The 12,070-nt window shown below is 72.3% G+C and carries 11 protein-coding genes; 6 read left to right on the forward strand and 5 right to left on the reverse strand.

Going from position 1 to position 12,070, the window contains the following annotated elements:
- Window positions 1–50 precede the first annotated feature (50 nt).
- The 6 genes from V5E28_RS08890 to V5E28_RS08915 all read left to right on the forward strand — a co-directional run bounded on the left by V5E28_RS08890 (window position 51) and on the right by V5E28_RS08915 (window position 7,877).
- A complete protein-coding gene (locus tag V5E28_RS08890; protein WP_336205945.1) occupies window positions 51–563 on the forward strand; it encodes a YbaK/EbsC family protein in 513 nt (170 codons plus the stop codon).
- A gap of 188 nt (window positions 564–751) precedes the next feature.
- Window positions 752–2,791: a serine/threonine-protein kinase gene (locus tag V5E28_RS08895; RefSeq protein ID WP_336205946.1), complete on the forward strand. Its 2,040-nt coding sequence runs from the start codon at window positions 752–754 to the stop codon at window positions 2,789–2,791.
- A 16-nt stretch (window positions 2,792–2,807) separates the two neighbouring features.
- Window positions 2,808–4,610 carry a serine/threonine-protein kinase gene (locus tag V5E28_RS08900; protein ID WP_336205947.1) on the forward strand — a complete coding sequence of 601 codons (1,803 nt, stop codon included), beginning with the start codon at window positions 2,808–2,810 and terminating at the stop codon, window positions 4,608–4,610.
- Window positions 4,611–4,646: 36 nt separating this feature from the next.
- Window positions 4,647–5,873, forward strand: a complete 1,227-nt coding sequence (locus V5E28_RS08905; protein ID WP_336205948.1) for a serine/threonine-protein kinase — start codon at window positions 4,647–4,649, stop codon at window positions 5,871–5,873.
- Window positions 5,874–6,124: 251 nt separating this feature from the next.
- Window positions 6,125–6,904, forward strand: a complete 780-nt coding sequence (locus V5E28_RS08910; RefSeq protein WP_336205949.1) for an electron transfer flavoprotein subunit beta/FixA family protein — start codon at window positions 6,125–6,127, stop codon at window positions 6,902–6,904.
- Window positions 6,905–6,923: 19 nt separating this feature from the next.
- Window positions 6,924–7,877: an electron transfer flavoprotein subunit alpha/FixB family protein gene (locus V5E28_RS08915; RefSeq protein ID WP_336205950.1), complete on the forward strand. Its 954-nt coding sequence runs from the start codon at window positions 6,924–6,926 to the stop codon at window positions 7,875–7,877.
- A gap of 197 nt (window positions 7,878–8,074) precedes the next feature.
- Here V5E28_RS08915 and V5E28_RS08920 read toward each other — a convergent pair whose 3' ends face one another.
- From V5E28_RS08920 to V5E28_RS08940, 5 genes are read right to left on the reverse strand one after another with little or no spacing between them, the layout of a single operon-like run.
- On the reverse strand, window positions 8,075–8,569 hold the full coding sequence (locus V5E28_RS08920; RefSeq protein ID WP_336205951.1) for an HIT family protein: 495 nt from the start codon (window positions 8,567–8,569) through the stop codon (window positions 8,075–8,077).
- 17 nt (window positions 8,570–8,586) lie between these two features.
- On the reverse strand, window positions 8,587–9,192 hold the full coding sequence (locus tag V5E28_RS08925) for a response regulator transcription factor (protein ID WP_336205952.1): 606 nt from the start codon (window positions 9,190–9,192) through the stop codon (window positions 8,587–8,589).
- Window positions 9,189–10,310 (reverse strand): sensor histidine kinase, encoded by a 1,122-nt coding sequence (locus tag V5E28_RS08930; RefSeq protein ID WP_336205953.1) that lies wholly within the window; start codon window positions 10,308–10,310, stop codon window positions 9,189–9,191. Before V5E28_RS08930 ends, V5E28_RS08925 begins: the two co-directional genes overlap by 4 nt.
- Before the next feature lie 17 nt (window positions 10,311–10,327).
- Window positions 10,328–11,125, reverse strand: coding sequence for an ABC transporter permease (locus V5E28_RS08935; protein ID WP_336205954.1), 798 nt, complete (start codon window positions 11,123–11,125; stop codon window positions 10,328–10,330).
- Window positions 11,122–12,042 (reverse strand): ABC transporter ATP-binding protein, encoded by a 921-nt coding sequence (locus tag V5E28_RS08940; protein WP_336205955.1) that lies wholly within the window; start codon window positions 12,040–12,042, stop codon window positions 11,122–11,124. The genes V5E28_RS08935 and V5E28_RS08940 overlap by 4 nt, the downstream gene beginning before the upstream one ends.
- Window positions 12,043–12,070: the final 28 nt, after the last annotated feature.

Genomic DNA, 12,070 nt, shown 5'->3' on the forward strand with positions numbered 1-12,070 from the left:
CTGTTCCCGTGACCGGGTTAGGGTCCTGGAAGAGCGATCGAGGAGATGGGATGACGTTGGACTGGGTGCCCGCCGCCGACCGGAGCGACCTGCTGGCCGATCCGGTGGCGCGGGCCGTGCGGGAGGTCGAAGGCGTGCGGGTGGCCGAGATCGACCCGGATCTGGCAGACACCGCCGCGTTCTGCGAGCGCTACGGCGTGGCGCTCGACGCGTCGGCCAACTGCGTGGTCGTCGCGGCCAAGCGCGGCGGCGAGGTCCGCTACGCCGCCTGCATGGTGCTGGCGACGATGCGGGTTGACGTGAACGGCGTGGTGCGCAAGCACCTCGACGGGCGCAAGGCGAGTTTCGCCCCGATGGCGGAGGCGGTGGAGCTCACCGGGATGGAGTACGGCGGGATCACCCCGCTCGGCCTGCCCGACGACTGGCCGGTCCTGGTGGACACGCACGTCGCCCGGCACCCGGAGGTGGTCATAGGCAGCGGGGTGCGCCGCTCCAAACTCGCCGTTTCCGGAGCCGCGCTGGCCGGGCTGAAGAGCGCCGAGGTGCTCTCCCTGGCCGGCTGAGCGCAGGCGTAGAGAGCGAGGGACGATGCCGGCACAGGGCCGCGCGGGCGCGACGATCAGACGCCGTAGCCAATTCGAGACCATCGTTTGGGAAACCGATGGCCTCGTTCCAGACGTTGTACGAGTGGGAATGTGGCCTCATGGTTCATCTCGTGGGCGGGGATTAAGCCGGTATGGTGCTTCATGCCATGAACGATGACCGACTCGGCCCTTACCGGCTGCTCAGGCGGCTCGGTGAAGGCGGAATGGGTGTTGTCCACCTCGCTGTCGACCCTCAGGGGCGGCAGGTGGCGGTCAAGGTCCTGCGCGCCGAAGTCGCCGGTGACGAGGTCGCCAGGCGGCGGCTTTCGCGCGAGGTCGAGACGATGCGGCGGGTGCGCAGCAAGTTCATCGCCGAGGTGCTCGACGCCGACGTGACCGGTCATCGTCCGTACATCGTCACGCGTTACGTGCCGGGCCGGCCGCTCGACGAGATCATCAAGAACGACGGGCCGCTCGACCTGCCGGCGCTGGTGAAGATCGCGCACGGCGTGGCCACGGCGCTGGCCGCCGTGCACTCGGTGGGCGTCATCCACCGCGACCTCAAGCCCGGCAACGTGCTGATCCTCGACGGCGAGCCCGTCCTCATCGACTTCGGCATCGCCCAGGCGGTCGACGCGACCAGGCTGACCCAGACGGGCATGTTCATCGGCACGCCCGGCTATCTGGCGCCGGAGATCATCGAGGGCCAGGAGGCCGGCCCCGAGGTCGACATCCACGCCTGGGCCGGCACGCTGCTGTATGCCGGCACCGGCCAGCCGCCCTTCGGCAAGGGCACGCTGGAGATGATCTTCTACAACATCACCGCGGGCAAGGCCGACGTCAGCGCCGCTCCGGCGGCCATCCAGCCGCTCCTCAAGGCCGCCTTCCAGCGCAACCCGGCCAAGCGGCCCAAGGCCGCCGAGCTGGCCGAGCAGACCGCGCGCATGCTGCCCAAGCCCGCCGGCAACGCCTCCGACGAGATCTCCACGGTGCCCCGCCCGGACCACGGCGAGCCGCCGCGCACCGGCGACAACGTGGCGCCGCCGCGCGACCCCTCGGTCACGCCGCCCTACATCGCCGACCGCCCGCGCGACGTCCCGGCCGCGCACTCCTACGGTGACCGGCCGCCCCAGGAGACGCCCGGAGCGCCGTTCCCCGGCGAGAAGCCGCCGTGGGACATCTCCACCCCGCCGATGACGCCGAGGCAGCTCGTCGACGGCCAGGACCCGCGCGCCCTGCCGCCCCCCTACGGCCAGCAGCCGCCCGGGCCTGACCAGCAGTACGTCTCCCTGCTGCCCGGCCAGGGCGACCCGTGGCCCACCCGCAGGGTGAGCCCCGAGGAGCTGCGCCAGATGCAGCGGGAGGCGGCGGCCCAGCCGAGCCTGCCCTGGCAGCAGGCGCCCGCGCAGCCCGGCAACCACGGCCCGGCCGCCCAGCACCGCGAGGGCGACGTGCCGACCAGGCGGGTGCGCCCCGACGGGCCCGACTACGGCAGGGGCAACCCGGTCCAGCCGCCGCCCTACATCCCGGCGCAGGGCCAGTTCCAGCCCGACCCGAAGACCAGGCGCGAGCCGTTCATCCCCGGCGCGATCCCCGGGCAGGCGCTGCAGCGCTCGGCCGCCTACGGCGTGGCGGGGGCGATGCTGCTGATCATCATGATCGTGCTGGCGGCCCTGGCCCCCGTGCTCGTGGCCGTGCTGGCGATCCCGTTCGCCGTGCTGCTGCGCGCCGCCGACCTGGCCCAGCCGCAGCTCATCGCGCGCCGCTCGACGGGCGCGGCCGCGTTCGACGTGTTCAGGGTGTTCGCCTTCCCGCAGGCGCTGGCCAAGTCGGCGGGCATCACGCTCGCCCTGGTCCTCTACGCGCTCATCCTCGGGCTGCCGGTGACCCTCCTGCTCACCGTGGTGGTCAGGATGAGCCCGTACAACGCCCTGGCCTGGGGAGCGGCGGTGGCGCTGTGGACCGTCTGCGCCGGTCCGGGAGTCGAGGGACCCGGCAGGCAGATGCGCAGGACGCTCTCATCCCTCGTACCCTCGAGAACAGCGGCGATGGTGATGGCGGGAGTTTTCGCGGCAGCGGCCGCGCTCTCGTTGCTCCTCGCCATCACCACATTCGGGGACAACGCGAGGAGGGCCGTATGGACTCCGGTGAACGTAGGGCCGGTGGTCGGGCTGCTCAACGATCTGAAGGGGGACTCGGGGGGATGACGCGAGGCAGGTGGCAATGAGCACGGGCGACACCCAGACGCCAGAGCGGCTCGGCCCCTACCGGCTGGTCAGGAAGATCGGCGAAGGTGGCATGGGGGTTGTCCACCTGGGCCTCGACGGCGAAGGCCGTGAGGTCGCCATCAAGGTGCTGCATCCGCACGTCGCCGCCGACCTCAAGGCGCGCGACCGGCTGACCCGCGAGGTCGAGACCATGCGCCGGGTGCGCAGCCCGCACGTGGCCGAGGTGGTCGACGCCGAGCTCGTCGGCGGCCAGCCGTACGTGGTGACCCGCTTCGCCCCCGGCCGCACGCTGGAGGAGACCGTGCTGACGGAGGGCGCGCTGCAGGCGCGCCAGATCATCCGGCTGGCTCAGGGGCTCTGCCAGGCGCTGGTGGCCATCCACGCCGCCGACGTGATCCACCGCGACTTCAAGCCGTCCAACGTCATGCTCGTCGACGGCGAGCCGCTGGTCATCGACTTCGGCATCGCCCACCTGGTCAACGCGACCAGGCTGACCCAGACGGGGATGTTCGTCGGCACCCCCGGCTATCTCGCGCCCGAGATCATCCGCGACTCCGACATCACCCAGGCGGCCGACGTGCACTCGCTGGCCTCCACGGTGTTCTTCGCCGCGACCGGGGCGCCGCCGTTCGGCACCGGCACGTTCGAGGCGGTCTGCTTCAACATCATGGAAGGGCGGGCGCAGCTCGACAGGGCGCCCGCGTGGCTGCGCGGCTGGCTGAGCCGGGCGCTCCAGGTGGATCCCGCCGCCCGGCCCAACGCCCACCAGCTGCTGAAGATGGCCCGGTCGCTGGACCCGTCGGTGACCACGTTCAACGAGACGACGCCTGATGACGGCCCCGGCCGCACCAAGCGGCTCCCGAGCCGGACGCGGACCATGGACGCCTACTCCGACCTGCTGCCGCCGGTGGAGTACGAGCGCCGGCGGCGCGAGCCGCAGCCGTCCCGGCAGGAGCGGCCGCCGCCGTACGTCCCGGCGCCGATGTCCGCCAGGCCGCCCGTGGCCGACCAGCGGGTGGCCGGCTACCCGGCGCCCCAGCGCGCGGCCCATCCGCCGCCGCAGCAGCAGCCGCAACACCAGCCGCAGGCCAGGCCCTACACCCCGCCCGCGCCCCACGCCCCCGCCGCCGAGCGCAAGCGCTATCTGGTAGGCAGCCAGTTCGTCGCGCTGTTGCTGCTGGTCACGCTGATCGCGCTGGCCGTGATGATGCCCGTGGTGGTGGGCGCGGTGGCGATCGCGCTCGCGGTGGTCTTCCGGGTGGGCGAATACCTGTTCGGCGACATGGTCAAGCGCCGCCAGGTGCGCGGCAGCAGTGCGGCCGATCCGCTGCTCGTGCTGGTGGGCACGCCGTGGGCGCTGGTCAAGGCCTCGCTCGTGAGCCTGGTCCACGTGCCGCTGGCGATCGCGTTCGGCGCGTGCGTCTGGGGTGTGCTGCGCTGGGGCGGCGGGTTCAGCGTGAACGACGCCGCCGCCTACGCCGCCGGGGCCTTCGCGGCCGGGCTGTTCGTGCTGCCGGGCGGCGGGGCGCCCCGCCAGGCGGTCACCCGCTCTCTCACCGGCGTCCTGCGCACGCCGGGCGCGGCGCTGGTGGCCGCCATGATCGCCGGCACGTTCGCGCTGTTCGCGGTGATGTTCGCGCTGGGCGCGGAGACGTCGTGGGAGCCGTGGCGGGCGCCCGAGACGGTGATCAACGAGCTGACCAGCCAGGCGCGCAACAGCGCGACGGGACTGATCACCGGTCTGCTCAACGACCTTCTGAAGGATCTGAACCTGGGGTTCCTGTCCCCTTGGTCCTGAGTGTCCCCGCCTCCGGGCGGGGGGAGAGTAGGGGGTATGAGCGAGCGACTCGGCCCCTACCAGTTGCTCTCGCGGCTGGGCGCGGGCGGGTTCGGCGAGGTGCACCTGGCGCTGGACCCCGAAGGCCGCACGGTCGCGGTCAAGGTGCTGCACCCGCACGTCGCGGCCGACGGCGGCGCCCTGGCGCGGCTGGCGCGCGAGGTGGAGACCATGCGCCGGGTGGGCGGGCCGCATGTGGCCGAGGTGCTCGACGCTTCGCTGGACGGCGCCAGACCCTACCTCGTCACCCGTTACGTCCAGGGCAGGCCGCTCAGCGCCGTCCCCGTGCCGGTGGCCGACCTGAGGTCGCTGGCGACCGGGCTGGCCGACGCCCTGCTGGCCGTGCACGAGGCGGGGGTCGTGCACCGCGATCTCAAGCCCGCGAACGTGATGATGACCGAGGGCGATCCGGTCGTGATCGACTTCGGCATCGCCAGCGCGCTCGACTCCCTGTCGGTCACCGCCTCGGGCGCGGTGGTCGGCACTCCCGGCTACTTAGCCCCGGAGGTGCTGGAGGGCGGCGAGGCGGGCCCGCAGGCCGACGTGTTCTCCTTCGGCGCCACGCTGGCCTACGCCGCGACCGGCCGCCAGCCGTACGGGCACGGGCCGCCGTCCGCGGTCGCCTACCGGGTCGTCCACCACGAGCCGGACCTGGAGGGCACGCCCGCGTGGCTGGAGCCCCTGCTGCGCGAGTGCCTGTCCGTCGATCCGGCCGCGCGGCCGACGGCCGCCGGGATCTGCGCCACTCTCGGCGTCGAGGCGGCCCCCCCGGCGCGCCGCCTGTCGCGCTGGTCCATGGGTACGGCGCAGCGGGGGGAAGGTGACGTTCACCACCTGTCCACGCGGGAGTGGCGGCCGGGCAGGGACAGGCACGCGGAGTCCGCGGCGCTGTCGAGGGCGCGACACCGGGAGCGGGTGCGCAGGCGCTGGCTGATCGGCTCGGGGTTGTTCGTCTCGCTGCTGGCCGCCGCCGCGCGTGGGCTGCTGCCGGAGGTGTCGCTGTTCCTGCTGGCCGCGTTCGCGCTGGCGGTGGTGGTCGACGCGGGGTTCGCGCTGTTCTCCAGCGGGCCGTTCAAGCGGCGCAGGGTCGTCGCCGACTTCACCGGCATCGCCGGCACGCTGGGCCTGTCCGTGGCGCTGAGCGCCTTGTTCAGCACGCCCGTGCTGGCGCTGTTCGCCGGCACGGCGCTGGTGGTGGGGGTCGTCTTCCTGCTCTCCGCGTGATCGGCCCCGTCGAGCAGTAACGGAACAAAGTTCGGTAGGGTGGGCCGTAGGCAGTTTCGCGCAGACCGCACCAGCTGTGTGTTTGCGCGTAAGCTACTCATGGGTAACATGGCCGCGGGAGTCCGGGACACGCCTCGGGCACACCCACTGTCGCGACCCCCATGGGGCACCTGGCAGTCTGGACAGCATGCATCCGGCGCCACCGCATCGACGCGGTGGCGCACGCGAACACGGGAGGTCGGCCACCGGCCATGAACATCGTCGTCTGCGTGAAGCAGGTCCCCGACACGGCGACCGAGCGCAAGCTGCGGTCCGATGACAATACGCTCGACCGTGACGCGGTCGACGGCGTGGTGAACGAGCTTGACGAGTATGCCGTGGAGGAGGCGCTCAAGCTCAAGGAGGCCCACGGTGGTGAGGTGACCGTCCTCACCATGGGTCCCGGCAAGGCCACCGAGACCATCCGCAAGGCCCTGGCAATGGGAGCCGACAAGGCGGTCCACCTGTTCGACGACGCCCTGCACGGCTCCGACGCGCTGGGCACCTCCTACGCCATGGCGCAGGCGCTGAAGAAGATCGGGTTCGACCTGGTCATCCTCGGCTCCGAGTCGACCGACGCGCGCACCGGCGTGCTGCCGGCGATGCTCGCCGAGCGCCTCGGCACGCCGCAGCTCACGCTCGCCAACAAGGTGGACGTGGACGGCTCGTCGATCACCGTCCAGCGGCTGACCGACTACGGCTACGACAAGGTCGAGGCCTCGCTGCCGGCCGTCGTCTCCGTCGTGGAGAAGATCAACGAGCCGCGTTACCCGTCCTTCAAGGGCATCATGGCGGCCAAGAAGAAGCCGGTCGAGACGCTGGCCATCGCCGACGCCGAGATCGACGCCGGTCAGGTCGGCCTGGAGGCCTCCTGGTCCCAGGTGGTCGACTTCGCCGCGGCGCCGCCGCGCGCCGCCGGCACGATCGCCAAGGACGAGGGTGACGGCGGCGCCAAGGTCGCCGAGTTCCTCGCCGCCAAGAAGTTCATCTGAGAACGGGGGTTTTACTGATATGTCGGAGATTCTCGTTCTCGTCGAGCAGGTCGACGGCGAGGTCAAGAAGGTCACGCTGGAGCTGCTGACCCTCGCCCGCTCTCTCGGCACGCCCGCCGCCGTCTGGGCAGGCCCCGGCATCACCGCCGAGGCCAAGGCCAAGCTGGCCGAGTACGGCGCGGACACGATCTACGTCGCCGGCTCCGAGGAGATCGTCGGCTACGTGGTCGCCCCCAAGGCGGAGCTGCTCGCCCAGCTCGTGGCCGCCAAGTCGCCGGCCGCCGTGCTGGTGGCCGCCACGGCCGAGGGCAAGGAGGTCGCCGGGCGGCTCGCCGTCAAGACCGACTCCGGCGTCATCACCGACGCCGTCGGCCTCGGCGAGGGCTTCGTCGCCGAGCAGTCCATCTTCGGCGGTGGCGTCAACGTGCACTCGAAGGTCAGCAGGGGCATCCCGATCGTCGCCGTGCGGCCCAACTCGACGGCCCCCGTGGCCGCCGCCGGGGCCGGCGCCGAGGAGGAGGTGTCGGTGACGCTGTCCGACTCCGCCAAGGCCGCCCGCATCGTCGAGCGTGTCAAGCAGGAGAAGGGCGCCCGCCCCGAGCTCACGGAGGCCGCGATCGTGGTCTCCGGCGGCCGCGGGGTCGGCTCGGCGGAGAACTTCTCGGTCATCGAGGGCCTGGCGGACGCGCTGGGCGCGGCCGTCGGCGCCTCCCGCGCCGCCACGGACGCGGGCTGGTATCCGCATCAGTTCCAGGTGGGCCAGACGGGCAAGACGGTGTCGCCGCAGCTCTACATCGCCGCGGGCATCTCGGGCGCCATCCAGCACCGGGCCGGCATGCAGACCGCGAAGACCATCGTCGCGATCAACAAGGACCCCGAGGCTCCCATCTTCGAGCTGGCCGACTACGGCATCGTGGGCGACCTGCACCAGATCGTCCCGCAGCTCACCGAAGAGGTGGACAAGCGCAAGTAGGGCGGCGCTCCGGCGGGCCACGTCCAGTCCTCCTCGCGGAGGGCCGGGCGGTGCCCGAGCCGCCGTCCGTGACCGGCGTCGCGCGATCCTTCGTGCGGCGCCGTTCTCATCCCCGGAGTCCATGTCCGGTCCGCCGTGTCGAAGCCCCTCGCCGCCTCCTGCGGGCTCAGCCCGGCCGCGCGGGACTCACCGGGGACTCACAGCTCCCGCCTGAGGCGGGTGGCGAGGTCGGCGGCCTGTTCCAGGCTCCACGGGATCAGCCCGTTCTCGGACATGAGCGCGTGATACTGCTGCCGCTCGTACGGGGTGCCCGGCGGGAGCGGGGCGATGTGCCAGTGCAGGTGGGCGTTGCCCTGCTGGCTGCCCAGGGAGAGCAGATAGGTCCGTTCGGAGGGGATCACCGCCTCGACGGCCAGCGCCACCCGGCGGACCAGCCTCATGAGGTCGGTGTAGGCGTCCTCGTCCAGGTCCCGCACGGCATGCTCGACGTGCGCCTTCGGGCTCACCAGCACGTAACCGGGCATCGTGGGGTAGCGGGCCAGGAAGGCCAGGTGGCGGTCGTCCTCGTAGACGACCTCCTCCAGGTCGTACGCCGGATCCCCGGAGACGATGGCGCAGATGAAGCAGGGGCTGGATCGCACGCGGGCCACGTAGGCGTCCACGTCGAAACGGACATTCCTCTCAGGGGGCATGTCCTTGATCATGCCTGTCAGAGCCAGCCCATGTCACGGGCGCGGCGGACGGCGGCGTGCCTGTTCTCGACGGCCAGCTTGGTCACCGCGGCGGACAGGTAGTTGCGCACGGTGCCCTCCGACAGGCTGAGGTCGCGGGCGATCCGGGACACCGGCGCGCCGTTCGCGGCGGCGCGCAGCGTGTCCAGCTCCCGCGGCGTCAGGGGGCACTCCTGCGTCGACAGCGCGTCCGCCGCCAGCTCGGGGTCGATGTAGCGGCCGCCCTCGTGCACCTGCCTGATCACCTTCGCCAGCGCGGCCGCGGGATTGTCCTTGCCGACGAAGCCGCGCACCCCCGCCGCCATCGCCCGGCGCAGGTAGCCGGGCCGTCCGTGCCCGGTCACGATCACCACCCGGCACCCCGGCGCCTCCGCGCCGATCCGCTCGGCGGCGGAGAGACCGTCGAGGCCCGGCATGTCGATGTCGAGCATCGCGACGTCCGGTCGCAGCTCCACGGCGAGCCGTACGGCCTCGTCCCCGCGACCGGTCTCGGCCACCACCTCGATGCCGGGCTCGGAGCCCAGCAGCGCCACGAACGCGCCTCGTACCAGATGGTGATCTTCGGCGAGCAGCAGCCTGATCACCTGGCCTCCACGGGGACCGCCGCGCTGATCCTGAACCGGCCACCGCCGGACTCGGCCTCCAGCGTGCCGCCCGCCGCCCGCACCCGCTCGGCCAGGCCGGTCAGCCCGCTGCCCCGGGCGAACCGGGGGCCGGGCGGCCCGCCGTCGTTCGCGATCTCCAGCACCACGTGCCCCTTCTCGGTGTGTACGGTGACCTCGCACCACGTGGCCGTGCTGTGCCGCAGGACGTTCGTGACGGCCTCGCGCGCCACCCAGCCGAGCGGCTCGTGCACATGCCCGGGCAGATCGCCGGGGAGCTCGGGCCGCTCGCAGCGGATCCCGGCGGCGCCGAGCACGGCCGCGACCCCGTCCAGCTCGGTGGCCAGCGACGTGGCCCGGTAGCCGCGGACGACCTCGCGCACGTCGTGCACGGCGGTGCGCGCGATCCGCTGGATCTCGGCCAGCTCCGCGCCCGCGCCGCCGGGATCGGTGCTGACCAGCCGCTCGCCCAGCTCGGCGCGGAGCGCGATCGCGTGCAGGGTGTGGCCGAGCGTGTCGTGCAGGTCGCGGGCGAAGCGCAGCCGCTCCTCGTCCACCGCCCGGCGCGCCAGCTCGGCTCTCGCCTCGCGCAGGTCGTCGATCACGTGACAGAGCCAGGCCACGCCGTACGTCATCGGCGCGATGAACGGCAGCACGCCGAGCCCGTACAGCAGCGCCAGCGGCAGCGGGATGCCCATGAAGAGCAGCAGCGGCGGCGCGGCGGCGATCGAGGCGAGAGTGGCGGTCCAGGCGACGGCAGGCCTGGCGAACACCACCGTGGCCACCGAGATGAACGCCATCGGCAGCGCGATCCACTCCTGGCCGGCGAAGAGCGGGACGCCGTAGGAGATGACACCGACGACGCTCACGTCGAGGTAGTGCCGCCAGGTCAGCCGGCGCAGGAAGGCCGCCCAGAGCACGCGCGTGTAGCAGGTGGTGAGCAGCAGGCCGACCACGCCCGTCAGCAGCAGTGTGGCGCCCGATCCCGTCTCCATCGCGATCGAGATGGCGGGCAGGGCGAGCGCCGTGGCCATGGAGCCGGCGAACAGGGCCACCGCCACCGCGGCGATGACCCTGGTGCTCACGACAGGTGCGGTCATTTGTCGCATTATGGCGGTCATGCGCGGCGCGGGTCCCACCTGAAATACTTCCGGGTCGACCACAGGCCCACACCGATCCACAGCAGGCCGATCCCCAGCCCCGCCGCGGAGACCTGGAAGGCCTCCAGGAAGCCGACCACCGGAGCGGCCTCCTGGGCGAAGTCGCGGCCCAGGAAGGCCGTGCGCATCATCGTCACGACCGGCGTCAGCGGCAGCAGTTCCGCCACCCGCTGCCCCCATTCGGGCAGCGCCGACAGCGGGATCATCATCCCCGTGCCCACCAGGCTGATGAACAGCACCGGCAGCGCCACGAGCTGCGCGACCTCGTAGTTGGGGATGAACCCGGCCGTCCCGATCGCCAGCGCCGCGAACACGGCCGCGCCCAGGACGAAGGCCAGCAGCATGAGCGGGACGTTGCTCGGCATCGGCGCGTTCGCCACCGTGATGGCGTAGACCAGGATGACCACGCCCTGGACCGCCCCCAGCAGGGACGCGTGCAGGATGTCGCCCGCGAAGATCGCGCTGGTGGGCAGGGCGCTGCCGCGCAGCCGCTTGTAGACGCGCTCCTCCCGCCGCACCACGATGCTCGTGGCGATGGTCATGTAGGAGAACGGGAAGACCACCGCGATCGCCCCCACGGCGGCGAAGGCCGCGGCGGGCACGCCGTTCACCGTGTCCAGCGACCGCGCGTTGGCCGTGTTGGCGAAGGCCAGGAACAGGGGCAGCAGCAGCACGCTGAACGCCAGGCCGCGCTGCCTCATCAGGACCGTCTGGTTGAGCCTCGCCTGCGCCCACACCATCGACAACCAGCTCATGCCGCGACCCTCTCCGTCTCCGCCACCTCAAGGAAGAGCTCTTCGAGCGACGGCCTGCGCACCTCCAGGCCCCCGAGCTCCCAGCCACGCTCGTGCGCCCACTCCAGCAGCGTCCGCAGGTCCTCCTGCGGCTCGTGGGTCTCGACGGTGAACGCCTCGCCGTCCAGCCGGACCGAACGCCGGGCCAGGCCGGGCGCGTAGGGCAGATCGCTGGGCCGGACGGCCGGCAGCCGGAACGTGATGCGGGTGCCGCGCTCGCCGAGCACGTCCGCCAGCGTGCCCTCGGTGACGATCCGGCCGGCGTTCATGATCGCCAGGCGCTGCGCGAGCTGCTCGGCCTCGTCCAGGTAGTGGGTGGTGAGCAGCACGGTCACGCCGTCGGCGACCATCCCGCGCACCAGCTCCCACACGTTGCGCCGCGCCTCCGGGTCCAGGCCCGTGGTCGGCTCGTCGAGGAAGAGCACCTCGGGCCGCCCCAGCACGGCCAGGGCAAGGTCGAGCCGGCGCTTCTCACCGCCGGAGAGCTGGGAGACGCGCACCGCCTCCCGGTGCGCGAGCCCCACCCGCTCCAGCACCTCGCGCCGGCCCAGGGGGCGCGGGGTCCAGCGGCGCCAGGCGTCCACGGTCTCGGCGACCGAGAGGTCCTTGTAGAAGCCGGCCTCCTGCAGCACGATGCCCATCCGCTGGCGTACCTCGGCCCGCTCGCTGATCGGGTCGTGTCCGAGCACGCGCACCTGGCCACGGGTGGGGGCGTGGTAGCCCTCCAGAACGTCGAGGGTCGTCGTCTTGCCCGCGCCGTTGGTGCCGAGCAGCGCGTACAGCTCGCCCCGGCCGACCTCGAAATCGATCCCTCTGACGGCTTCGAAGTCGCCGTACTTCTGGTGCAGATCCCGCACCTCGATCGCTGTCGTGTTCACGTGCCACACTCTGCCGGTGGGCGGCCCC

It is taken from the genome of Nonomuraea sp. LPB2021202275-12-8 (assembly GCF_037044575.1).
Lineage (GTDB): Bacteria > Actinomycetota > Actinomycetes > Streptosporangiales > Streptosporangiaceae > Nonomuraea.